Raw genomic sequence first — 24,523 nt, forward strand, 5'->3', positions numbered from 1 at the left:
TGAACAAACGATGGAGTCGTGGGCGCCATTTTAATATTAATGAGTAAACGACGAAGTCGTGGTTGTTTTTAAGTTCAACGCTTGTCATCAATGAAGTCTGTTATCGGGTAGCCAGGTGTCGCTCCACCCGCCCGTCATCCCTGAGATCTGTTATCAGGGATCCAGGTGTTGTTTTTGACTTTTCTTGAGTTTTTAAAGCCAACACCTGGATTCCGGCTCAACAGCATTGCCGGAACGACGTGGTAGTGGGCACCCTCTGAATATGAATGAGTAAACGATGGAGTCGTGGGCGCTATCTGAATACTAACGTGAAAGCAGCGCAATAGTTGAATTACTGGACGAAGTCGTGGTTGTTTTTAAGTTCAACGCCCGTCATCAATGAAGTCTGTTATCGGGTAGCCAGGTGTTGCTCCACTCGCTCGTCATCCCTGAGATCTGTTATCAGGGATCCAGGTGTTGTATTTGACTTTTCTTGAGTATTTAAAGACAACACCTGGATTCCGGCTAAACAGCATTGCCGGAACGACGTAGTAGTGGGCACCATCTGAATGAGTAAACGACGTGGTAGTAGGCACCATCTGAATATGAATGAGTAAACGATGGAGTCGTGGACGTCATTTGAATGCTAATGAGTAATTGATGTCGCCTGGCTCCACCCGCCCGTCATCCCTGAGATCTGTTATCAGGGATCCAGGTGTTGTTTTTGACTTTTCTTGAGTTTTTAAAGACAACATCTGGATTCCGGCTCAACAGCATTGCCGGAACGACGTAGTAGTGGGCGTCATCTGAATGAGTTAACGACGTGGTAGTAGGCACCATCTGAATAAGAATGAACAAACGACGGAGTAGTGGACGTCATTTGAATGCTAATGAGTAATTGATGTCGCCTGGCTCCACCCGCACGTCATCCCTGAGATCTGTTATCAGGGATCCAGGTGTTGTTTTTGACTTTTCTTGAGTTTTTAAAGACAACACCTGGATTCCGGCTCAACAGCATTGCCGGAACGACGTGGTAGTGGGCACCCTCTGAATACGAATAAGCAAACGATGGAGTAGTGGGCGCTATCTGAATACTAACGTGAAAGCAGCGCAATAGTTGAATTACTGGATGACGTCGTGGCTATTTTTAGGTCCAACGCTTGTCATCCTCGAATATGTTAATCGGGTAGCCAGGTGTTGGTCTACCCGCCCGTCATCCCTGAGATCTGTTATCAGGGATCCAGGTGTTGTTTTTGACTTTTCTTGAGTTTTTAAAGCCAACACCTGGATTCCGGCTCAACAGCATTGCCGGAACGACGTAGTAGTGGGCACCATATGAATATGAATGAGTAAACGACAGAGTAGTGGCTATTTTTAGGTCCAACGCTTTTCATCCCTTACCTAAATGCCTATCAATTCTTGCTGAAATCGAGAATATTCAGGTTGATTGGGGATAAGTTTGAAAGCAGGGCGCTCTTGTGTCATTTACTCATCTATTCATTAGAGTCAGTAAGAGTGCCTATATCCAATTACATAATGTCTCAAATTGGTATAAACTTCGCGCCATTAATTAGTAGAGGAAATTGCTATGCGGGTTGCGTTAGGTATTGAATATGATGGAAGTGGTTTTTTCGGTTGGCAACGCCAGGCCGATGTCGATTCAGTGCAAGCCCAGCTTGAAAAAGCATTAACTTATGTGGCAAATGAACCCATAGAGGTTTTTTGTGCTGGTCGTACAGATTCCGGAGTGCATGGCACTGGTCAAGTGGTGCATTTTGAAACCACAGCAGAGCGGCCATTAACGGCTTGGACATTAGGCATTAACGCCAATTTACCAGACAGCATTGCTGTACGCTGGGCAAAAGAAGTCGACGACACTTTTCATGCACGTTTTAGCGCTACCGCACGTCGATATCGTTATGTGATTTACAATCATCAATTACGCCCGGGGATTTTACGCTCTGGTGTGAGCCATTATCACGGTGATATTGACGAAACATTAATGCATCAAGCAGCCCAATTACTGTTAGGTGAACACGACTTTACTAGTTTTCGTGCGGTGCAATGTCAGTCAAACACTCCGTTTCGTAATGTACACAAAGTCAATGTCACGCGCCAAGGCATGTATGTGATGGTTGATATTCAAGCCAATGCATTTTTACATCACATGGTGCGCAATATTGTCGGCTCGTTACTGGAGATTGGCTTAGGCAATCAGCCGATCAGCTGGATAAGCGAGTTACTGGCATTAAAAGATCGCAATCAAGCCGCGGCAACAGCAAAACCTAATGGTTTGTATTTAGTTGATGTGACGTATCCAGAGCAATACCAAATCCCCAAACTGGCTCTTGGGCCATTGTTTATGTTGGATTAAATTTAGCGTCAGTCAAAGAAAGTGAGATTTTATATGTCGGCTATTAATGAAATGCATGTTCCTAACCTGCAATCGAGCTTAGACCAATGGCTAGAGTATTTGCTGGCTATCCACCCAAGTGAAATCGACATGGGGCTGACTCGTGTCAAAGAAGTAGCCAAGCGCTTATCGTTATTAGCGTTAGCGCCAACGAAGGTGATAACCGTTGCAGGCACAAACGGCAAGGGCACTAGCTGCGCCATGCTTGAGTCTATTTTACGCCAATTGGATTTAACCGTGGGAGTTTATAGCTCGCCACATTTAATGCGTTACAACGAACGGGTACGGATTAATCAGCAAGATGCCAGTGATGAATCTCTTATTGAGGCATTTTGTGCTATTGAAGCCGCGAGAGCCGAGATTTCGTTGACTTTTTTTGAATACGCGACCTTAGCGGGTTTATATTTATTTAAGGCTGCAAACGTGGATGTGGCCATTCTTGAAGTGGGTCTTGGCGGTCGTTTAGATGCGACAAACATTATTGATTCAACAGCGGTTATTTTGACCTCAATCGATCTTGATCATCAAGAATACCTTGGCGACACGCGTGAGTTAGTAGGCCGTGAGAAAGCAGGTGTCTTTAGGCCTAATTGTACTGCAGTCGTGGGTGAGCCAGACTTACCTCAATCGGTTAATGATTATGCGAACGAGCTACAAACAAACTTATTCCGTGTTGGTGTTGAATTTGAATATCAGGTATCTAGTACAAATTCTACGACATGGCACTTTAAGTCGAAGCAACATAGTTATGATGACCTACCTTTACCGCGTTTACCGCTTCCTAATGCTGCCAGTGTCGTGGCTTTAGTGAGCCAAGTATGGCCTACTATTACCCAACAACAGATTAGCGATGGTTTGTTAAGTGCGCAACTTGCAGGGCGCTTAGAGCAAGTGAGCCAGCAACCATTGGTGCTACTTGACGTTGCCCATAATCCACACGCTGCTCGTTATTTAGCAAAACAATTACAGGCTTACCAAGGCCGGCGTAATGTGGCATTGTGTGGCATGTTAAAAGATAAAGACATTAAGGCTGTACTTGCACAATTAACACCACAGATTAACCAGTGGAATTTAGTGAGTCTAGACAACCCTCGTGGTGCGTCAGCTGCGTTGTTGTACCAGGCATTACCCGATGATAATAGCCGTGCAACGGCCGTACAATATGATGATATCGCTAGTGCATGGCAGGGAATACAACAGTCAATATCCAAAGACGATGTAGTTATTGTGTTTGGTTCTTTTTATACTGTTGCAGGTTTTAAGTTAGTTTAAGTCTTTTTAGCCAGTCATTGGCTAGTAAGTAGTTAGTGTTAGCAAGATAGGGCATTATTTAAAAAGGGAATTCGCTTTGAATCGTCAATTTCAAAATCGTTTGGTGGGCACCATAGTGCTTGTCGCATTAGGGGTAATATTTTTACCCGACTTATTAGATGGTAAAAAGACTCAAGTTGTTGAGGAGTTTACTGAAATCCCATTACGGCCTTTAGCAAAAAGCCACAATAACTCAAATAATACTCAAGCAACTGAAGCTGCTGGTGACACAGTTGAAGAGTTTCAGGTGTTAACCATTCCAGAGCCACAAGACTTAGGCAGTGATGTGGTTGAGTTGGGTAGTGAAGAACCTGTCGCGGTAGCTAAAAAAGTTGAAAATAAGCCCATTCAAACTCAGCCTGCTAAACCCCAGCCTAAAACTGAGCCCGTTAAAGTGGTTGCTCAGGTTAAAGCTCCAGTAAAATCAGCCATTACAGCTGGCTTTACTTTACAGTTAGGTGGTTTTAACAACGCCGCCAATGTTAGTACATTGATTGCTCAATTGCGTAAAGCAGGATTCACTGCATATACATTGCCAGCTAAACCTGTTGATGGAAAGTTAACTCGAGTGTTTGTTGGCCCTGAAGTTTCAGAGTCGAAGCTTAAAGCACGCCAAGAGCCCATTTTTAAATTAACTGGGTTAAAGGGCAAGATCATTGCCTACAATCCTCAAGAACAATAACTTGTTCAGACGGTAGATATGTTGCGTGGTTGAAATTAGCAAATTGATTGTTCGCAATCACGCATGAATAATTTGAACAATCAGGGGTGAGAAACATCTCTGTCTCTGTTAGAATCGCGCCGTCTTGAACCCTATACCGGATCCCCATTTTCATGGTTTGGATTGATTACGCAATTATTATCGTTATCGGATTATCAACTATTATTAGTTTGATCCGCGGATTCGCAAAAGAAGCCATGTCACTTGTGGTTTGGTTTGCCGCTTTCTTTATCGCTAGCCAGTTTTATCTCGATCTTGCTGCGCATTTAACTCAAATGCAGGACGAGTTAGTTAGAAACGGTATCGCGATTGCCATTCTGTTTGTCGTTACCCTGATCCTAGGGGCATTAGTCAATTATTTATTAGGTCAGTTAGTGTCTAAAACTGGCTTGTCAGGTACAGACCGAATACTAGGTTTGTGCTTTGGTGCCATTCGTGGTGCCTTGATAGTTAGTGCATTACTGTTTTTTATGGATGCATTTACTGCATTTCCAGACACCGTATGGTGGAAAGGTTCAGTACTTGTACCCGAATTTGGCGTGGTTATTCAGTGGTTTTTTAACTATCTCGAAAACACCTCAAGCTTTGTACCCAAAATATAATTATAAACATAAAACACCTTACAGTGAGGAACCTTACCCATGTGTGGTATCGTCGGAATAGTAGGAAAATCAACAGTTAACCAAACCATTTATGATGCGCTGACTGTGCTTCAACATCGTGGACAAGATGCTGCAGGTATTGTGACTGTAGACATCAATGCGTTTCGTTTACGTAAAGCCAATGGTTTGGTGAAAGATGTGTTTGAACCTAAACACATGCAACGTTTACAAGGCAATGCTGGCATTGGTCATGTGCGTTATCCTACCGCGGGTAGCTCTAGTGCTTCTGAAGCTCAGCCGTTTTATGTTAACTCGCCATTTGGTATTTCGTTAGCGCATAACGGTAACTTAACCAACACGATTGAGTTAGCTGAAGGCCTAGTGAAAAAACGCCGTCATGTGAATACCACATCTGACTCAGAAATCTTACTTAACTTATTAGCCGATGAACTGCAAGAAACTCGTAGTTTGTCATTAAGTGCTGACGAAGTGTTTGATGCTGTTGCTAAAGTCCATGCGCAAACCCGTGGTGCTTATGCGGTTGTTGCAATGATTATTGGCCAAGGCTTAGTTGCATTTCGTGATCCATTTGGTATTCGTCCTTTAGTGTTGGGTAAACACGAAACGGCTACTGGCACTGAGTACATGGTTGCGTCAGAAAGTGTTGCTTTAGACGCTGTTGGCTTTGAAGTGATGCGCGATGTAGCACCTGGTGAGGCGGTTTACATTTCACTTGATGGTCAGCTCTTTACTCGTCAATGTGCAGTAGACCCAAGTTATGCCCCATGTATTTTTGAGTTTGTGTACTTTGCCCGTCCTGATTCAAGCATCGACAAAGTCTCTGTATATGCAAGTCGCGTAAACATGGGTGCCAAATTAGGTGAAAAAATCAAGAAGGAATGGGAAGATCACGACATCGACGTGGTTATTCCTATTCCAGAAACCTCATGTGATATCGCATTAGAAATTGCACGTTGTATGGACTTGCCGTACCGCCAAGGGTTTGTTAAAAACCGCTATATTGGTCGTACGTTTATTATGCCTGGTCAGCAAGAGCGTAAAAAGTCAGTACGTCGCAAGCTCAACGCAATTAATACCGAATTTAAAGGTAAAAATGTGTTGTTAGTTGATGATTCTATTGTGCGTGGTACCACGTCAGAACAGATTATCGAAATGGCACGTGAAGCAGGCGCGAAAAAAGTGTACTTTGCTTCAGCTGCTCCTGAAATTCGTTTCCCGAACGTTTACGGTATCGATATGCCAACCTCTAATGAGCTTATTGCTCATGGTCGTGACGCAGATGAGATTGCTAAAATTATTGGCGCAGACGGCATTATTTTCCAAGATTTAACTGATTTAGTTGAAGCCGTAAGAATGGAAAATCCAGAGATTAAGCGCTTTGAAACTTCAGTTTTTGACGGCCATTACATTACCAACGACGTGAATCAAGAATATTTAGACCACTTGACTCAATTACGTAATGACGATGCTAAAGCCAACCGCAGCAAAGACATTGGCACTAACTTAGAAATGCACAACGAGTGTCATCCATAAGTGAGCCGTCTTGTTAGCAATATTTGTTAACAACAAAAAACCAGCATGAAAATGCTGGTTTTTTTATGGGTTTTAAAAGGCTTAAGTGCTAAAACCTAAAACCTAAAACCTAAAACCTAAAACCTAAAACCTAAAACCTAAAACCTAAAACCTAAAACCTAGAACCCAAATCAACACCTGGATCCCTGATAAAAGATCTCAGGGATGACGGACTAAAAATACGTCATTGCGCAACGTTCGCCTACGTCACATCGCAAGTAACGCCTACAGACTTAATCGAAGTAACGTCCGCCTACGTCATCCCGGTAACGATGTTGAGCCGGGATCCAGGTGTTATCTTTAGGCTTTTAAGTGAAATAAAGATGAGTAACTCTTACTGGCTTCTAAAAAGTAATCGTTTGATAGTCTTGTAGAGCTTGGGCTGCTTTTTGGGGATTTGAAAGGCTTATCTTTTGATAATGTGTCAGGACTTTGTCTAAATAACGCTGAGTAATATCGCGTTGCATTTCGGAGTTTGACTGCCACAGTTGATTACCCGCAGGACTAACTTGAGTGCTTTCAGAGCGGGTTGAATTGCCCGATATAGTCGGTTCTAATTTGCCATGAGATACATATAGTATTTCATAAAATCGGCGATTCTCTTCAATCAACTTTTCATCAATTAAACGGCATTCAAGCTTGATCAGATGTTGGCGTAATTCGTACTGGTGGTGCACAGGACAGAGTAAAAAATCGATATGTAGCTGAGGATTTTGCAGGCAAATTGAATTAACGAGCTCGATCATCAAATCTCCGCCCACGCCAGCGATAACAACAAGTGGGTTTTCTGGATAATCTGACAAGGGAAGCTTTGCTACATCGATACAATGTACATGCCATTGGGGAATTGATTGGCGTGGATAAAAACGTTGTAACTTATCTTCTAATTGCTGCATCAAGTTTGGGACAATATCGACAAAATGTATTGTCGGTGAAGCCTGTCTTGATAATAACGCCGCACCTAATAAACCATGGTCACAGCAACAATCCCAAATGTGCGTATAGCCTGTTGGGATCATGTCATTGAGTTGCGTTAAGCGCTGGCCAAGTTTCATTGAGCTAATAGTTTATAAAAATAAAACCCGCATTGTAATGATTTTTACCGTGAATGCTATGTGATTTGCAGCAAGATAAATTAACAGGTAATCTATACTGTAATTTTATACAGCTAATTGGCGCGATTGATGTTTGCGCTCACTGAACCTTTACGACCTGATAATGGATTATGATTTTATATATAGCTGAAAAACCCAGTTTAGGCCGAGCGATTGCTGATGTACTTCCGAAGCCTCACAAAAAAGGCGATGGTTTTATAACGGCTGCCAACGGTGATTGTGTATCTTGGTGTATTGGTCATTTGCTCGAACAGGCAGAGCCAGATGCCTATGATGATGCCTTTAAATCATGGAAGCTTGAGCATTTGCCCATAGTGCCACAAACTTGGAAGCTACAACCAAAACCTAAAACCCGCAGCCAACTGACCGTGCTACGTAAACTGGTTAAGCAAGCAACATCAATTATCAATGCGGGCGATCCAGACAGAGAAGGGCAATTGCTGGTTGATGAGGTGATTTCCTATCTGGGCGTAAAAGGCGACAAACTCAATCAAGTTCAGCGTTTATTAATAAGCGATTTAAACCCACAGGCGGTAAAACGCGCGCTAGGGCAACTGCGTAGCAATCGTGAGTTTGTGCCATTATCAACCTCTGCATTAGCGCGCAGCCGCGCCGATTGGTTATACGGCATGAACATGACCCGTGCGTATACTATTCAAGGGCGTAAAGTCGGCTATCAAGGTGTGTTATCTGTTGGCCGAGTTCAAACACCGTTACTCGGATTAGTGGTGCGCCGCGATGATGAAATCGCTAATTTTATCCCTAAAGCATTTTATGAAGTGCTAGCCCATTTATTAACAGACCAACAACAAGCATTTTCCGCAAAATGGCAACCTAGCGAAGCCTGTAAACCTTATATGGACGAAGATGACAGAGTGTTAGCTAGAGGATTAGCTGAAAACGTTGTTTCGCGAATTACAGGTAAATCCGCTGAAGTCACCAAATTAGAAGCCAAAGACAAGCGCCAAAACCCACCATTGCCTTACAGCTTATCCGCACTGCAAATCGATGCAGCTAAGCGCTTTGGCTTGTCAGCCAAAGAAGTGCTAGACACTTGCCAAAGTTTGTATGAGCGTCACAAATTAATTACTTACCCTCGTTCAGACAGTCGTTATTTGCCCAAAGATCAACTTGCATTAGCCCCCAAAGTATTAGATGCAGTGCTTAGAGGCGCTTCTGGGTTAGTGGATGGTTGCGACGCACCTAATGCCAAGCTTAAATCTAAAGCCTGGGATGACAGTAAAGTGGATGCCCATCATGCGATAGTACCCACCGAAAAAGTGGCTAATTTGTCGGCGTTATCAAGTAATGAAGCCAAGTTGTATCAACATGTGGCAAGGCAATATTTAGCCCAGTTTTATCCCGCTTATATCTATGCTGAAACGGCTGTTGAAGTGACCATTGAGGGTGGATTATTTACCACTAAGGCGCGACAAGATAAAGCTTTAGGTTGGAAGCAGTTATTTAAACGTACAACGGCAAATCAAAGTAATACTGATTCAAATAACAATGATGACGACGATAACGAGCAGTCACTACCGCCGCTAGTAAAAGGCCAAATACTGCAATGTGAGCGTGGTGAATTATTAGAAAAAATGACCCAAGCGCCTAAACATTTTACTGACGCGACCTTATTAGGTGCCATGACGGGCATCAGTCGTTATGTTACCGATAGCGACATTAAAAAAATCCTCAAAGAAACCGATGGCCTAGGCACAGAGGCTACACGTGCCGGGATTATTGAGTTGCTGTTTAAGCGTGGTTATTTAGTTCGTCAGGGTAAAGCCATTAAAGCGACGCCTGTTGGTGTTGGTCTTATTCGCAGTTTACCCGATTCTGCCACCACACCCGACATGACCGCATTATGGGAAAATAGTCTCGATGCCATTAGCCAAAAACGCTTAAAGTACGATGCGTTTATGCAGCCATTACTCAGTCAGTTAGATGGCCTAATTACTCAAGCGTCAAGTCAGTTACCCTCAGCATTACAAGGTGTTGCCAATAGTGCGCCAAAGCGCAGTTTTAAAAAAACGTATAAAAAGAAGACCAAAGCAAAAGTGAAATAGTGGTAAGGTAATTTAAAGCTTTAAGGTTTTCCTCTGTTAAAGAGGTTACACCGGTGTTACCTGTATATTTAATGGAAACAATAAAATGGATCTTTTAAAAAGAATAACAAATTTGCTTAAGAAGCATAAGATTAACGTTGAAACTGAATTATGTGACCTTGAGTCGAGCAATGATTTATTTCAAATTTTCGAAAGTATCACGCCAGAACGTTTTCTTCATTATGATCCAGAGTGCATTGATGGAATCGAATCATATAAATACGTATTTATGCAACATGTCGATGTGACCCTTGGCGAATTTAAGCCAACTAATATTTCTGTCAGTGGGAGTATGGATACAACCGTCACGTTACACTTTGAATATAAAGATAAAAAGAAGAAATTTAGCATTCTCCAAGATGGGTCTAGCTGGGTTACAGATAGTTTTTATGACAAGCTAAATAATTTTATTCAAAAAGAATTGCAAAGTAAGTACCTGACTCTTCCTACCGGTGATCAAACGACGGCTGTGGTTTATTTACCTAAAAAAGTCGCTAATACAATTAATAAGCATTATATGGGAATGAGTAGTGCCGATGATATTGTCGCGTTTTTGGTTAAAGGCGGGCTTGTTGAGCATATTAATTGGAACCACACAGCACCAGATGCATACAATGGTTATACCTCTGAAGGCGAAACCATCGCGACCGCAATACTAAAAGCGAAATTACCCGAAGGGACTCCTTACCCGCCCAACCCACGTAAAGACGGGATGTTTGAAATGTTCACAGAGTCAACACCTGTTAATGTTCATCTACAGAATAAAAAGGGAGAAACACCTTATCGCTTGGCACTTACTGGTGACTCAGTTTTTTTGAAACAATCTTTAGGTAAAATAAGTCAAGATTGCGTCAGTATTTCTAAGCTACTCAGTAGTGAATGGTTTCCTATTAATCCGGAAATTTTTAAAATTATTGAGCCAATGAAAGACAGTTTACAGCGCGCTAAATTCCATTCTCACTCTGGTTTTTATAATGTGCTATTTTCTCTAGAGGACAATTTCATCATTAGTGAAAATGCATTTTCTATCGAGGGTAGAGAAAACGCTGAGGGTGTTTTTTATTATGAAGTGTTCATTCAGAAAGCTGGCAATGGTAACAACACGATATTAAAAAACTTCTCTGAAACAGAAGTTGAAGATATCCAAGCGCTCATCAAGCAGTATTGCGATGATACCCTTTGGCATGAGAGTTAAGCGGAAAACACATATGAGTCTGGTGCCGGTTAATGGGGTAGCGGAGGTTATTTGGCGACTGTGTCATTTAAGTTTAATCAACGCCATAGTGAACTATTATCCCATTAAGTTCATATTGTAGCGTTATGATAGATAACCTTATCAATAAAAAATTCAGGAGGCTGTTATGAAAAGCACACTAGCATTAACGATATTTGCAGCAAGTTTATTGTCTTATGCATCGAATGCCACCGCAGATAAAGCTATTTTGGCTGGTGGATGTTTTTGGTGTATGGAATCGGATTTTGAAAAACTTGATGGCGTAACCGATGTAGTCTCAGGATTTACAGGTGGAAACATCAAAGACCCTACCTATAATGGTAACCACCGTGGTCATTATGAAGCGGTTGAAATAACATACGATCCAAGCAAAGTGAGCTACTCAGAGCTGTTGGAGCATTACTGGGTCAACATTGACCCTTTTGATGCAAGCGGACAGTTTTGCGATAAAGGTTCTAGCTATTTAAGTGCAATTTTTGTGGCAAACGACGCCGAACGTCAAATTGCACAACAGTCTAAAAGCAAGGTGGAAAAGCAGTTTCCCAATAATAAAGTGGTTACGCCGATTTTAAATGCGTCTATCTTTTATCCGATAAAAGGCGATGAGAGTTACCATCAGGATTACTATAAAAACAATCCACTTCGCTATAATGCTTACCGTTGGAACTGCGGCCGAGACAAAAGATTAGCAGAAATTTGGGGGGATAAAGCGACACATTAAGTGTGAGTTTATCAATCGAACTCGTATGAGTTCGGTTGAACGTTCAAATATGTTGCTTATTTCAAGAGATTTCATTGATGAAAGATAGTAACACTAGAGATGAACATTTAATCGCATTTGCTATTGCTTACCTAATGTAAGTGCTTCCGCTAGATATTTAGAGCCTTCATCTTTAGAATTGATTTAAAATATTCAAATAATGCTCAATGCTTCATTATCAAAAAATGATATTAAACTGTTTATTTAATAGTATTTATTCTGTTTTAGACGCCTGAATCTAATCAATATAACTCTTCTGCGAATAACGTTACATAATCTCTAAGTTTATCCACGATAGCAACTGATTTTATATACAGTGAAAATAATGGTTATCTTACTAATAAATCACTAAAAAGTATTAAAGTATTCATTTGAAAATTCAAGTGTGGATTTAATAGTGGGTGTTGTCTAAGGTTGATTTTAAGAATGGTAATTAATTATGGATCTTTAAAGTTTGTTAATGATTTTAAGATGAACAATCTTTTTTATAAAAAGAAACAAATTGAAAATACAGGACGTTTTTAGCAAATCACTTAAATGCTCAGACCTGATGAGTCGGTCGTCAATAAGTTGTAGGGCTATATTAACTAAATATGGAGAATTTCAATGTCTAAAAAATTATTAATATTATTATCCTTCTTTTTTGTCATATCAGGCTGTGGCGGCGACTCTAGTAACTCTGACCAAGACTCTGAAGATTCAACTGAACAGCCAACAGAGCCCATATCATTAAGTTCAACAACATTACCAGCGGTTGATGGACGTGAATTAATTACAGATATTGCCTCTACAGATCTAAATCAAGACGGAATTAATGACCTAATATTAGTCAGAGTTGGAAGTGGATATTCTGAAGATGCTTATTTTCAAGCTTTGATTAATGACGGTAATGACTCATTTGAAGATAAAACGGATTTATATTTTGCAAGCCTGAATTTTCAAGGCTATAGCTGGGTTGAAAAAATCTATCTAGTTGACCTTAATAATGATGGAAAGCTCGATATCGTTTCTCATCATGACCAATTACCCTCTAATCTTGTTAAACCTATGATTCAAAATACAGATGGTCAGTTTGAGTTTATTAATCTCGATAGCTTTGAAGGTATAGGCTCATTTGTTCCGGTCGATGCAGATAATGACGGCGATATTGATTTAATGGCACATAGTATTGATAATTTTGGTGATTCTGTTGAGCGCACACTAAGTTGGACTTTACTCATTAACAACTTAGTTGAAACTGATTCGATGACGTTTAGTCTTGGTACAGGCTCTATTTCTAGCTTTAAAGGTGTTGATACTAGTACATTTATCTATAGCCCTGTGATATTCGATTTAAACTTTGATGGTCTTGATGATGTTTTTTATGGTGGGCCTAAATATGTTAATGGCTTTATAAATGAATTAATTCCATTTACAACATTAGTTAATGCAGGAGAGCAAAGTTTTATAGATCAGAGTGATAGTGTCATTGTAGGCTCTGAAGGCTTAACTCATGTACGCGAAATCAGTGCAGCCGACTTTAATGGCGACTCATTTATTGATGTATTAGTTTCTAGCCATGGTTATGATGGTGGGAACTTTCCAGGTGAGAAAAATCAGTTGTTAATTGCTGACGGCACTGGAAAACTAATAGTTGATGACACAATGCAACAAGCTTTTAATTACCAAGGTTTTACTCATTCGCATGATGTCGGTGATATAGACGGTGATGGAGATATTGATATTGTATTTTCTGACATAACGGGTGCAGATATCGATGGTCAAAACGTGATTCAAATATTGGTCAATGATGGCAATGCTAACTTTTCGCGTAGGAGCACTTCGGTAGAGGTTGGTAGTGACAGTGCTTTTATTGTTTCAACAAAATTAGTGGATTTGAATGCCGATGGCTTTATTGATTTAGTTGTTGGTGGTGATGATTTGAGACACCCAGGTGTTATTGTTTGGAATGATGGAGCAGGCAGTTTTTAATTTGTATTACTAATATCTAAAAACTATTTAATAACAGTAGGTTATTCTTTTGGTTAAGTATAGCCTACTGTACGTATTTAAAGTTTTATTGCGCTCTAATTTATCTCTTGTCATCGACATTTCGTCATAAACTTTGACTCAACAATATTAATCCAACACACTTTTATCTAAAATGCCTTTAGCGATTAATTGTTGCAACAACTTGCGGGTTTGCTGCTTGAGCATGTCGCGTAATAATCGGGTCGCAGGGGTGATAGATTGTCTGCTGGGAAATATTAACCACAGTTCTGTGGTTTTAACCTGGTAGTCTGACATGATGGTGACAAGGTTATTGGTCAATAAATCATGTGCCATATCAAGGCATGATTTTGCTGCGATCCCTTTGCCGTTTACGCACCAACGCCTCACTAAGTCGGCATCGTTTGCGACTCGATTACCCGATACTTTAACTTTAATGCTGTCATCACCCTGGGTAAATTCCCATATATCATGGGTTAAGTTTTGTAGCTGGTAGAGTAATGCATTATGTTCCGCTAAATCTTGCGGGTGTTTGGGCGTGCCATATTTATCTAAATATGCTTGAGAAGCGCAGATTAATCTAGGGACGTTGCAAATTTTAAACCCATATAAATTAGCATCATTAGGTGAGCCATAACGAAGCGCTAAGTCGACTGAGTCGCGATAAAAATCAACATTTGTATCACTTATGCTGACACGCAAACTCACTTTTGCATGAGTGTCCATAAAGTCGTCAATCCAAGGGATAACTACATTGCGCCCCAGATCTGATGAAACAGATAATCGTAAGTCACCGTCAATAATATCCAGCTCACCTTTCATGTTCTGTTTGGCTTGCTCAAGCATTAACATGGCTTGTTCGCATTGTGGAATATACTTCTCACCAGCACTCGACAAGCGTAATTGACGCGTGGTACGAATAAACAATTCCGCTCCTAAATGAGCTTCAACTCGCTTTAAAGCTGCGCTGGCAGTTGCTGTGCGCATGTCTAAATTAGTAGCCGCAGCGGTAATACTGCGAAACTCAGCAACTTTGATCACCACTTGTAAGTCTTCTAAAAGCATGATTATCCATTTTAAATTGATAATGTTTCAATCATTATGCTGTTTATGGCGAATAAAACAAGCGCTAACATAGCTTCATTAAGTTAGTTACTCAGTTAGCCATTTTTATTATTAGGAATATCAGCATGAAAGCCATTGGATATAAGCAGTCTCTACCTATTACAAACCCTGAATCATTAATCGATGTGACCTTGGCGCAACCTATCGCCACTGGTTATGACTTACTGATTAAAGTGAGTGCCATTGCCGTTAACCCAGCCGACTATAAAGTACGATTAACAATGCCACCAATTGATGGTGAAGTAAAAGTTATTGGTTGGGATGCCGTAGGTGAAGTGATTGCTGCTGGTGACAAAGTGAGCCAATTTAAGCCTGGTGATGTGGTTTATTATGCCGGTGACATTACTCGCCCTGGTAGTAATGCTGAGTATCAATTGGTTGATGAACGTTTAGTGGGTTTTAAACCGAAAAGTTTATCTCATGCTGAAGCCGCAGCATTGCCTTTGACTGCTATCACTGCATGGGAGTTATTGTTTGAACATTTAACCATCAAGCAACAGAGCCCTGGTTCAACTGATAAATCAAATGAAGTGATTTTAGTGGTAGGTGCGGCTGGTGGTGTAGGTTCTATTTTTGTGCAAATCGCTAAAGCGATTACAGGTGCGACTGTCATTGCAACAGCATCACGTGCAAGTTCAAGTGATTGGGTTAAAAAGCTGGGTGCAGATTATGTTGTTGACCATACAAAGCCACTTACTGCGCAAATTGAGGCATTAAATATTGGTCCTGTGACCCACGTTGCCAGCTTAAATAGCACTGATGCATATTTTGAAAGTTACACCGAAGTACTAGCGCCATTTGGCAAAATCGCAATGATTGATGATCCCCAAGCGCTTGATGTTACTAAACTTAAGCTCAAGAGTTTATCGCTGCACTGGGAGTTTATGTTTGCGCGTTCGATGTTTAACGCAGTCGATATGGATGAGCAGGGACGTTTACTCAATCGCGTTGCTGATCTTGTTGACCAGGGTTATATTCAAACTACGTTAGGCCAGCACATGGGCGAAATTAATGCTGCAAACTTACGTGCAGCACACCAAGCGTTAGAGGCTGGCAGTGCGATTGGTAAGATTGTTCTTGAAGGGTTTTAAGCGTTATCGTCAGATTTGATTATTCATTGTTATTTAAATTTATTAAAACAGGATTTAACATGTCTCAATTAACTATCGTTGCCAATATTACTGCTAGAGCAGATAAAATCGATTTAGTAAAAGCTGAATTATTGAAATTGATTGAAGTAACTCGTGCTGAAGAAGGCTGTATTAACTACGATTTACATCAAAATAATACAAATCCTGCGCACTTTATGTTTTATGAGAACTGGCAGAGCCGTGAATTATGGCAAGCTCATATGGGCAATCAGCATTTAGCTGATTATGTGGCAGCTACAGAAGGTGCCGTTGTTGAGTTTGTTGTGAGTGAAATGACCCTTGTTAACTAATGAGTATCATTGACACAAGTGATGCGATAAAGACTAAAGCAGATCATTAAATGATCTGCTTTTTTTGTCGATTTTTTTCAGCAACTTGTGAGACACTCAAACGATGTAAAGTGTAGGTAGGTGGTAAGATGGAAATTAGATTTTCACAGCTGCAAAGCAGTTCATCGAGTGTCGACTTAGTGATTGACGAATGGCTCATTGCTGCGAAACAATCTTGGGGAGTGTTTAGCACCGAGGGCGATGTGGGAGCCATGTTAGGCCAACTATTAACCCAGACGCCTCACGATCAACCACTCGATTATTCTGGCAATATTATCGGCGTTGACTCGACACAAGTCGCTGTGGTGTCGTTGTTGGCTCAACAATCGTTACTTGAAGATATTTTAGAACAAGATGACAGTGAGTCACTCGGTTACACAGACCCCAAAACCACAGTGTTTGGGGTGATTTATGGCCAGTGCCATGATAACGCCATGACCCATCAGTTGTTGCAACAGCTCGATTTAATTCATCTAAGTCAAAGTAGTTTCACTCAATTATCGACAGGTGAAGGTCGCAGGGTCATGTTAGCTCGCGCCGTCGCCACCCAAGTGCCTTTTTTAGTCTTAGACGAACCGTATGCTGGACTCGATGTTGGCCATAGGCGGACTTTAACCGAGTATTTACAGCTGTTATCGCACAGCATGCAAATCTTAATAGTGGTGTCTCGTGAAGAAGATTTACCTGAGTGGATTGAGCATGTTGCTTTATTTAGCCACGGTAAATTAGACAGTGTGATGAGCAAGTCTGAGTGGGATAGTCATCCCGTTATTAATCAGTTAACCGCTCAATCAGGACAACAAAGTGAAGAGTTATTGGCACTTATTCGTCGTCATCGTCATAGCCCTATTTTTTCAAATCCGGTATTTCAATTACATAATGGACGAGTGGCATATAGCGACAAAGTGATTTTTTCAGGGGTAAATTGGCGTATCGATAATGGTGTGCATTGGCAAGTAAAAGGTCCTAATGGTTGTGGTAAAAGCACCTTGTTAGGGCTTATTTTTGGCGATCATCCACAGTGCTACAGTAACGATATTGATATCTTTGGTAAAAAGAGAGGCTCGGGAGAGAGTATCTGGGAAATTAAACAGCATATTGGCATGGTGTCGTCAGCGCTGCATATGCAATACCGGGTTAATTGCAGTGCGCTTGACGTGATTGTTTCTGGTTTTTATGACTCGATTGGCTTGTACCAAAAGCCGACACAACAGCAAGTGGCTATCGCGACAGAATGGTTAACTATTTTACACATGGGACATTTGAGCAAAACGGCGTTTAAACAACTGGAGTATGGCCAACAACGTTTGTTGTTAATCGCCAGGGCAATTGTAAAACAACCTACGTTGTTAATCCTCGATGAGCCATATCAAGGCTTAGATTATTTAGGCCGTAGGTTGATTAAAAACTCTCTTGAATTGATAGCGAAAGAACATTTAAGTCAATTACTTTATGTATCACATTATCAACAAGATAGTCTTGCTAGTATTGAGCACTATATTGAGTTTGTATTAGATGACACTGAGCAAGGTTATCGGGCTGTCATCAGCGGGCCGACGATAAATTAACCTGAGTTCGGGATAATAAACGCCTTTCAAACAGTCCTTTGTCCTGTTCACTGCGTTGAATCGACTTACAGTAGGTTGCTATTGACGCGTCAATTCGCCTTGTTAGCATAACAAATGACAAGCTTGGAGATGAGGATGGGTAACATGTTGATTTTAAATAGCATAAGTTCATGACTTATACCGAGATCAAGTTAAGTTAATTGTTAACGGCTCATGTATACGGATAAACAGTCAACTCAGGTTGGCTGTTTTGCTTTAGGCTCATCTTTCGATTATTAAAAATAAATTGATAATGTTTCAATTTTTACCCTGTATATGGCAAACAAAGTTAAGCGTACAATAACGTCATTACAGTATGCTTCGCGGCAATATGTGTTTAAACCAAATGTATGTTGGCGTTGTTACTTTACTTTGGGTTATCCCGAATTCAGTTTTTAAGGTTAAGCGTTATGTTACTTGATACACCCATTTGTGATTTTGGCTGGAAAGCCCCCAACTTCACTTTAAAGAATCCTCATGGAGACGTGTTTACCATGAGTGAACACCTGGGTGATAAAGGCTTATTGATTATGTTTATTTGTAATCATTGCCCTTATGTAAAAGCCATAGCGGCTCGCTTAGCCGAGGACACTAAACTGTTGATGGCAGAGGGCATTAACGTGCTAGCAGTGATGTCTAATGATTACCATTTAGTTGACGCTGACTCGCCAGCAAATATGCTTCGTTTTGCCGAGCAGCATGGTTTTACCTTCCCGTATTTAGTGGATGAAGACCAACAAGTTGGCCAACAATACGGCGCAGTGTGCACTCCAGATTTTTTTGGTTTTAATGCCCTGGGCGAGTTGCAATATCGTGGTCGTCTGGACGATACGCGGTTACAAAACGATCCTAATCGTATACCAGAGCTGGTGAATGCCATGCAATTAATTGCTGCTATCGGTAAAGGGCCTAAACAACAAACCGCCAGTATGGGCTGTTCGATTAAATGGCGTTAACGGCCTTAAAAACAAGTTAAGCACAATATTTGCTTGATAGAGAGCCGCTCGAATTTACTTATTTTTAAATTACTTACTTTTAACTTACTTACTTTTAAATTATTTACACTGTCATATCTTATTGTTATGGAGCATTACATGACTCACGCTATTATTTCTGATTTAGAAAAACGTTACACCGCAAAACGCTACGATGCGACTAAACGCGTATCGGCTGAAGATTTAGCCGTTATTTATGATGCAATGGTGTTGTCGCCTTCATCAATTAACTCTCAACCATGGAAATTTATCGTGATTGAAAGTGATGAAGCCAAGCAACGTCTGCATGATTCATATGCTAACAAGTTCCAGTTTAACCAGCCACACGCTAAAACGGCTTCGCATACAATTTTGTTTGCTTATAACCCAAAATATACACGTGAAGATTATGCCAAAGTGGTAGACCAGGGCATTGTTGATGGTCGTACTAAGGCTGAAGATCGCGAAGGTGCATTTGGTGCATATGCGTTTGTTGATTTAAACACAGATGAGGCAGGTAACAACGCTGCTTGGACTAAGTCGCAAACTTATTTAGCACTAGGCAACACTATGCATACGTTAGCGCGTTTAGGTATCGATTCTACACCGATGGAAGGTGTTGACAGTGAAATGCTAGGCCAAGTGTTTGCTAAAGAATTAGACGGTTATGTGTGTGATGTGGCGTTAGCATTTGGTTATCACCATCCAGATGAAGACTATAACGCTAAACTGCCTAAGTCTCGCTTAGCAGCAGAGCAGGTATTGCAAGTATTGTAATGGCTCAATAGTGTAAAACGATACAATCTCCATCAAAAAGGGGCATAAGATTCAGTCTTATGCCCCTTTAAAATCTGCCAATGTAATCAGTTAGCGCAAACAATGGCCTCTATTGAGACTAATGAGTTTGTCTAGCACCCGCTCACCGTCCATTCTAATGCCGTTGTGTTCATACTCAGAGGTGAGCCAATATTTAAGATTACTCACTTGCTTAGCCGTTTCTAAGCTGTACTGCATTTCGACAAACATATCTTCGCTGTATATCGCGGCGGCAACGGGCACTTTATTTACCGCAAGTTGCTCTAGGTTGTACAAGGCAGGCCAATCTTTTTTCGCTGCGATTAAATTGGCCGCTTGTTGCAGTGGCTCAAGTTGTTCAAATTGAGAAAACATCCATGGATACACCATTTCGCCGGTAAATAATAAGGGTTTACCTGGTTTGTAATTAAACTGGCTGTATTGCGCCCTAATTCTATGCGCAGACCATGCTGATGCTTGTTGCTGGCAGTATATTGACTCGTGCATTAATGCAAATATTGGGTTGGTGTTGTAATCAAGGTATTGACTAAATTGATGAAGAAACAATGGGTTTACATCAACGCCGTGAGGTGTGTCTATTAAGGCTTGCTCAAGTAAATAGTAAACAGATTCAGGCCCTTGTTCCATGCCCAAGTTAATACCCAATAGTTGGAGCATTTCGACCGTTAATAACTCGCCAGTGCCAAGGTAGACTTTATTGTCGAACAAGTATTTAGCCAGTGTGTCGACCAAAACTCTGGCATCGCTGAAACGTGTGAAAAAGTCATTGTTTTTGGCGATAACACGCTGATAAGTTGCTTGGTAAACCTCATCTGCGGAGCGTGTTAATGAGGGGATACCACCCGTGATATAGGCTTCTTTTACGCCTTCTGGTGCGGCAGATAAATAATGTAATACACAAAATCCACCAAAGCTTTGGCCTAAAATGCTCCACGGCTCGCCTGGTGACAATTTAGTGCGAATATATTCCGCATCACGGATAATGCTATCGGCACGGAAAAAACTTAAATAGGCGGCCTGATCGGTGGCACTCATGTAACTTAAGCTGGTGGCATTGACGGGTGTCGATAATCCTGTTCCACGCTGGTCTAATAGCAGTACCCGGTATTCTTTTAGTGCGCGTTTAATCCAGCCACTATTGCTAAGCGGTCTTACAGCGCCAAAGCCAGGCCCACCTTGGAAAAAAACTAGATAAGGTAATTGTTTGTGTTGGTTTTCAATACTTACTAGTTCTCGGGCAAATACGGTAATTTGCTTACTGGGACTTTGTTGATAATCAAGCGGCACTGAGAAAAAATGTTTACGAGCTTTGATGTCTGATAAAGTGATATCAATGTGCATACATATCCTACTAAGTCTTGTGGGAAGCATTACGAGTTGCAGTGAACTGTACGATTGTTGTATCAGTTCTATTCATTCAGCGTTTAACACTGAACAAGCTACTCATTAATAAATACCCATTGGTTATTTAATTGGGCGCTATCGTATTTCTATACTTATATTGTACATCAACAATGCAAAGCTTGATGGGTATCACATTATAAAGCTATCTAGATCAATACTGCCTAGGTAAAATTAACCGATAATCAACATATGAGCATAAGCGTGAGGTTGTCGATGAAGTATCAAATTATCCCTGTTACTCCTTTTCAGCAAAACTGCAGTGTTATTTGGTGCGAAAAAACCTTAAAAGCTGCGGTAGTTGATCCGGGTGGTGATATTGAAAGGATTATGGCTGAGGTGACTAAGTTAGGCTTGAACGTTGAGAAAATTTTATTGACTCATGGCCATATCGATCATGTCGGCGGCGCGGCGAGTTTAGCTGCAACATTATCCGTGCCGATTATTGGTCCACATGAAGCCGATAAATTTTGGTTAGATAACTTGGTAAAACAAAGTCAAAACTTTGGTTTTGCGCGAGCAGAAGCATTTGAACCCACGCAATACCTCAAAGAAGGTGACGAGGTGACTATTGGCGAGCAGACCGTCAGTGTGCTGCATTGCCCTGGTCATACACCTGGACATATTGTGTTTTATAATGAGCCAACTAAATTAGCTTGGGTTGGCGATGTGTTATTTAGAGGTTCTATTGGCCGAACCGACTTTCCGCAATCTAACCATCAAGACTTACTGCATTCAATTACCACTAAATTGTGGCCTTTAGGGCAAGACGTAAGCTTTATTCCAGGCCATGGGCCGATGTCGACCTTTGCTGAAGAGCGCCAGCATAATCCGTTTGTTGCAGATCAGTTATTTGATTAATAATCAGTTTTTGCAAATCATTCAGAAAATTAAGACATAAATTGAAACTAATGATTCTTTGCATTGTAAAGACAGTCTGTTAGCTTAGGAGACTGCCTTTACAATGATGGACAGTTTTCATGGTTCAACACCTTGTTGATTTACTCGATACCTGGTTACCTACTTATCAAGAAGATTGGGTTTTAGCTGTATTAACTCAAGTGCAAGGGTCTTCTTATCGTAAACCCGGCGCGATCATGTTATTTCATCCAATGGGGAAAAGCTTAGGCATGCTCAGCGGTGGCTGCCTTGAGGCTGATCTTCGTCGCCATGCTCAACGTGCTATTCAAACCCAACAAGTTCTGCAATTAACTTACGATGCGACAGACGAATCTGATACTAGTTATCAGTTAGGATGTGGTGGCATTGTCAATATTATGATGGTGTCGCTTAACAAGGCGAATAATTACCTCGGTCTCGTTAAAGTACATGACGCTCTAATGCGTGGAGATAGTGGTATTTATCAAATTAACATTGCCGATGATGGTGCGCCAAGTCATGCAGTGTCTGGATTATTTGCCGAACAAGAAAATGACTCGCCAACTGCGATAACCTTAAACACTAAAACCGAAAAAGTGCTACAACAGCATAATACCGTGTTGAATATCCCCCTCAGACCGCCGGTACACATTGGTATTTTTGGTGGTGGATTAGATGCTCAACCCATAGCGCAAATGGCGCAAACAATGGGGTGGAATGTGTCGGTGTTTGATGAGCGTACAGCATATGCGCGTAACTATGATTTTCCTGGTTGCCAAATTATTAAACATCCAACGCCAAGCATTCCGCCAGATTTACTCAAGGGGCTAGATGCGGCTTTTGTAATGAGCCACAACCTACAAATTGATGCCAAAACTTTAAAAACATTGCAACCCTTAGAATTGGCATATATTTCGTTATTAGGCCCAGTTCATCGCCGCGATAAAGTGCTCGATATCGCTGAGTTAAATGTTGATGATTTCAAAGGCTATTTTTCAGCGCCAGCAGGCTTAGCATTAGGTGGTGAGTTACCTGGTTCAGTAGCATTAAGTATTTTATCTCAGTGTCATGGCGTGTTGTACAACAGCAAATTGACCAGCCTTGATTGTGTGATGCTTTAGGAATGAACCGCTCATCAACGGTCAAGATTGTTAGTGTTATTTTGGCTGCTGGCGCGAGTAGCCGATTTAACGGCAGTAAAATCACCGCTAAAATTCAAAATGGTCAAAGTGTACTCGGTCACAGCATTGCCACTCTTAATCAGCTAAGCGAGGTAGCGAATATCGCAGCGCCAGTGGTGATATTGGGTGCACATATCAATGATGACGTGATGGCGATTACTGCCAATACCCTGCGGATGATTAATCCACATTGGCAGTTAGGCTTATCAAGCTCGGTTAAACAAGCTGTGACCTATGCGATTGAAGTAAAGGCAGATGCATTATTGTTGGTGTTGGCTGACCAAGTTGCCTTATCTGTGGATGATTATGTGGGCTTGATTGAGGCTTATCTGCAAAATGGCAAAACTAGTTGTAGCTATTATCATCAAGATGTCGGCGTCCCGGCGATTTTTATAGCTGACGATTTTACTGATTTACTGTCGATTAACGGTGATAAGGGCGCTAAAACGGTGTTAAAACGCCATGCTCATCAACACAGCTTAAATATTTTACCGATGGAAAACGCACAGTTTGATATTGATACACCAGCCGATTTAGCCCTGTGGTTAGATCAACAATAGTGAACTTCACTTGAGCAAGTTAAGCTCAATTTAATCAAATTCAAGTAGCGTTATATAAAGCTGTCTACAAATATAAAAGCAATCTACAAATACAACAGCGAGCGATGACCTTAACCGCAAGCTATTGCGACAAATACAAGTTACTGCAAGAAACACAAGCTACTGAAAGCTTGTTATCAAGAGTTTATATCAGTAAGGCTTTTGCCCTAATTAAGGAGTGATTATGACAACCGCAACACAAAAACTACTGGTCAATGGTAAGGACTTTACCCTTGATGCAGACCCGAATATGCCGGTTTTATGGGCTTTGCGTGATATTTTAGGCTTTACCGGTACCAAGTTTGGTTGTGGCGCGGGCTTATGTGGTGCGTGTACTATCCATGTTGATGGCAACCCAATGCGAGGCTGTTTAACCAGTCTTAAACAAGTGCAGGGCAAACAAGTCACCACTATTGAAGGTCTAGAGGCTCAAAAGCTCAAGGATGCGTGGTTGGAACACAATGTGCCTCAATGTGGCTTCTGTCAGGCTGGGCAATTAATGTCTGCCGCAGCATTATTAAAAACCACGGCTAAGCCTAATGATGCACAAATTGACGATGCAATGTCGGGCAATATTTGTCGTTGTGGGACATACCCACGTATTAAAGCGGCAATTAAATCTGCGACGGAGGCATAATC

21 protein-coding genes are annotated in these 24,523 nt (G+C 41.2%); 18 read left to right on the plus strand and 3 right to left on the minus strand.

What is annotated here, in order from left to right; all coding sequences use genetic code 11:
* Positions 1–1,567 precede the first annotated feature (1,567 nt).
* The 5 genes from truA (at position 1,568) to purF (ending at position 6,580) form a co-directional block, all read left to right on the plus strand.
* A complete protein-coding gene (truA, locus tag IEY40_RS12810) occupies positions 1,568–2,353 on the plus strand; it encodes a tRNA pseudouridine(38-40) synthase TruA (protein ID WP_188956773.1) in 786 nt (261 codons plus the stop codon).
* 33 nt (positions 2,354–2,386) lie between these two features.
* Positions 2,387–3,664: a bifunctional tetrahydrofolate synthase/dihydrofolate synthase gene (folC, locus tag IEY40_RS12815; RefSeq protein WP_188956775.1), complete on the plus strand. Its 1,278-nt coding sequence runs from the start codon at positions 2,387–2,389 to the stop codon at positions 3,662–3,664.
* 76 nt (positions 3,665–3,740) lie between these two features.
* Positions 3,741–4,385, plus strand: coding sequence for a cell division protein DedD (gene dedD, locus IEY40_RS12820; protein WP_188956777.1), 645 nt, complete (start codon positions 3,741–3,743; stop codon positions 4,383–4,385).
* Positions 4,386–4,537: 152 nt separating this feature from the next.
* A complete protein-coding gene (locus IEY40_RS12825) occupies positions 4,538–5,026 on the plus strand; it encodes a CvpA family protein (protein ID WP_188956779.1) in 489 nt (162 codons plus the stop codon).
* Between the two features lie 39 nt (positions 5,027–5,065).
* Positions 5,066–6,580: an amidophosphoribosyltransferase gene (gene purF, locus IEY40_RS12830; protein ID WP_188956781.1), complete on the plus strand. Its 1,515-nt coding sequence runs from the start codon at positions 5,066–5,068 to the stop codon at positions 6,578–6,580.
* Between the two features lie 383 nt (positions 6,581–6,963).
* On the opposite strand, the gene IEY40_RS12835 is transcribed toward purF, so the two are convergent.
* A complete protein-coding gene (locus IEY40_RS12835; RefSeq protein WP_188956783.1) occupies positions 6,964–7,674 on the minus strand; it encodes a tRNA (adenine(22)-N(1))-methyltransferase in 711 nt (236 codons plus the stop codon).
* 170 nt (positions 7,675–7,844) lie between these two features.
* On the opposite strand from IEY40_RS12835, the gene IEY40_RS12840 reads away from it, so the two are divergent.
* The 4 genes from IEY40_RS12840 to IEY40_RS12855 all read left to right on the plus strand — a co-directional run bounded on the left by IEY40_RS12840 (position 7,845) and on the right by IEY40_RS12855 (position 13,804).
* Positions 7,845–9,800, plus strand: a complete 1,956-nt coding sequence (locus IEY40_RS12840; protein WP_188956785.1) for a DNA topoisomerase III — start codon at positions 7,845–7,847, stop codon at positions 9,798–9,800.
* Positions 9,801–9,885: 85 nt separating this feature from the next.
* Entirely contained in the window at positions 9,886–11,034 is a 1,149-nt protein-coding gene (locus tag IEY40_RS12845) for a hypothetical protein (RefSeq protein ID WP_188956787.1), read from the plus strand.
* Positions 11,035–11,200: 166 nt separating this feature from the next.
* The gene (gene msrA / locus IEY40_RS12850) at positions 11,201–11,794 is read left to right on the plus strand and encodes a peptide-methionine (S)-S-oxide reductase MsrA (RefSeq protein ID WP_188956789.1); all 594 of its coding nucleotides are present in this window, start codon (positions 11,201–11,203) and stop codon (positions 11,792–11,794) included.
* 645 nt (positions 11,795–12,439) lie between these two features.
* Entirely contained in the window at positions 12,440–13,804 is a 1,365-nt protein-coding gene (locus tag IEY40_RS12855) for an FG-GAP repeat domain-containing protein (protein WP_188956791.1), read from the plus strand.
* Between the two features lie 147 nt (positions 13,805–13,951).
* On the opposite strand, the gene IEY40_RS12860 is transcribed toward IEY40_RS12855, so the two are convergent.
* The gene (locus tag IEY40_RS12860; RefSeq protein WP_188956792.1) at positions 13,952–14,887 is read right to left on the minus strand and encodes a LysR family transcriptional regulator; all 936 of its coding nucleotides are present in this window, start codon (positions 14,885–14,887) and stop codon (positions 13,952–13,954) included.
* Positions 14,888–15,012: 125 nt separating this feature from the next.
* On the opposite strand from IEY40_RS12860, the gene IEY40_RS12865 reads away from it, so the two are divergent.
* From IEY40_RS12865 to IEY40_RS12885, 5 genes are all read left to right on the plus strand, one after another.
* Positions 15,013–16,038, plus strand: coding sequence for a zinc-binding alcohol dehydrogenase family protein (locus IEY40_RS12865; RefSeq protein ID WP_188956793.1), 1,026 nt, complete (start codon positions 15,013–15,015; stop codon positions 16,036–16,038).
* A gap of 59 nt (positions 16,039–16,097) precedes the next feature.
* On the plus strand, positions 16,098–16,388 hold the full coding sequence (locus IEY40_RS12870) for a putative quinol monooxygenase (protein WP_188956794.1): 291 nt from the start codon (positions 16,098–16,100) through the stop codon (positions 16,386–16,388).
* Positions 16,389–16,516: 128 nt separating this feature from the next.
* On the plus strand, positions 16,517–17,995 hold the full coding sequence (locus tag IEY40_RS12875; RefSeq protein ID WP_188956795.1) for an ATP-binding cassette domain-containing protein: 1,479 nt from the start codon (positions 16,517–16,519) through the stop codon (positions 17,993–17,995).
* 449 nt (positions 17,996–18,444) lie between these two features.
* Complete coding sequence (locus IEY40_RS12880) at positions 18,445–18,990, plus strand: thioredoxin family protein (protein WP_188956796.1); 546 nt, start codon at positions 18,445–18,447, stop codon at positions 18,988–18,990.
* Between the two features lie 138 nt (positions 18,991–19,128).
* On the plus strand, positions 19,129–19,785 hold the full coding sequence (locus tag IEY40_RS12885; protein ID WP_188956798.1) for a nitroreductase family protein: 657 nt from the start codon (positions 19,129–19,131) through the stop codon (positions 19,783–19,785).
* Positions 19,786–19,875: 90 nt separating this feature from the next.
* Here the strand turns inward: IEY40_RS12885 and IEY40_RS12890 are convergent, their stop codons facing one another.
* On the minus strand, positions 19,876–21,165 hold the full coding sequence (locus tag IEY40_RS12890; RefSeq protein WP_188956800.1) for an alpha/beta fold hydrolase: 1,290 nt from the start codon (positions 21,163–21,165) through the stop codon (positions 19,876–19,878).
* 276 nt (positions 21,166–21,441) lie between these two features.
* Between IEY40_RS12890 and IEY40_RS12895 the strand changes: the two genes are divergently transcribed.
* The 4 genes from IEY40_RS12895 to IEY40_RS12910 all read left to right on the plus strand — a co-directional run bounded on the left by IEY40_RS12895 (position 21,442) and on the right by IEY40_RS12910 (position 24,521).
* On the plus strand, positions 21,442–22,086 hold the full coding sequence (locus tag IEY40_RS12895; protein ID WP_188956801.1) for an MBL fold metallo-hydrolase: 645 nt from the start codon (positions 21,442–21,444) through the stop codon (positions 22,084–22,086).
* A 119-nt stretch (positions 22,087–22,205) separates the two neighbouring features.
* The gene (locus IEY40_RS12900) at positions 22,206–23,225 is read left to right on the plus strand and encodes an XdhC family protein (protein WP_188956803.1); all 1,020 of its coding nucleotides are present in this window, start codon (positions 22,206–22,208) and stop codon (positions 23,223–23,225) included.
* Positions 23,226–23,227: 2 nt separating this feature from the next.
* Positions 23,228–23,845, plus strand: coding sequence for a nucleotidyltransferase family protein (locus IEY40_RS12905; protein WP_188956805.1), 618 nt, complete (start codon positions 23,228–23,230; stop codon positions 23,843–23,845).
* Positions 23,846–24,068: 223 nt separating this feature from the next.
* Entirely contained in the window at positions 24,069–24,521 is a 453-nt protein-coding gene (locus IEY40_RS12910) for a (2Fe-2S)-binding protein (protein ID WP_188956807.1), read from the plus strand.
* Positions 24,522–24,523 lie beyond the last annotated feature (2 nt).

This window comes from Shewanella ulleungensis, assembly GCF_014648315.1.
GTDB classification, from domain to species: Bacteria; Pseudomonadota; Gammaproteobacteria; order Enterobacterales; family Shewanellaceae; genus Shewanella; species Shewanella ulleungensis.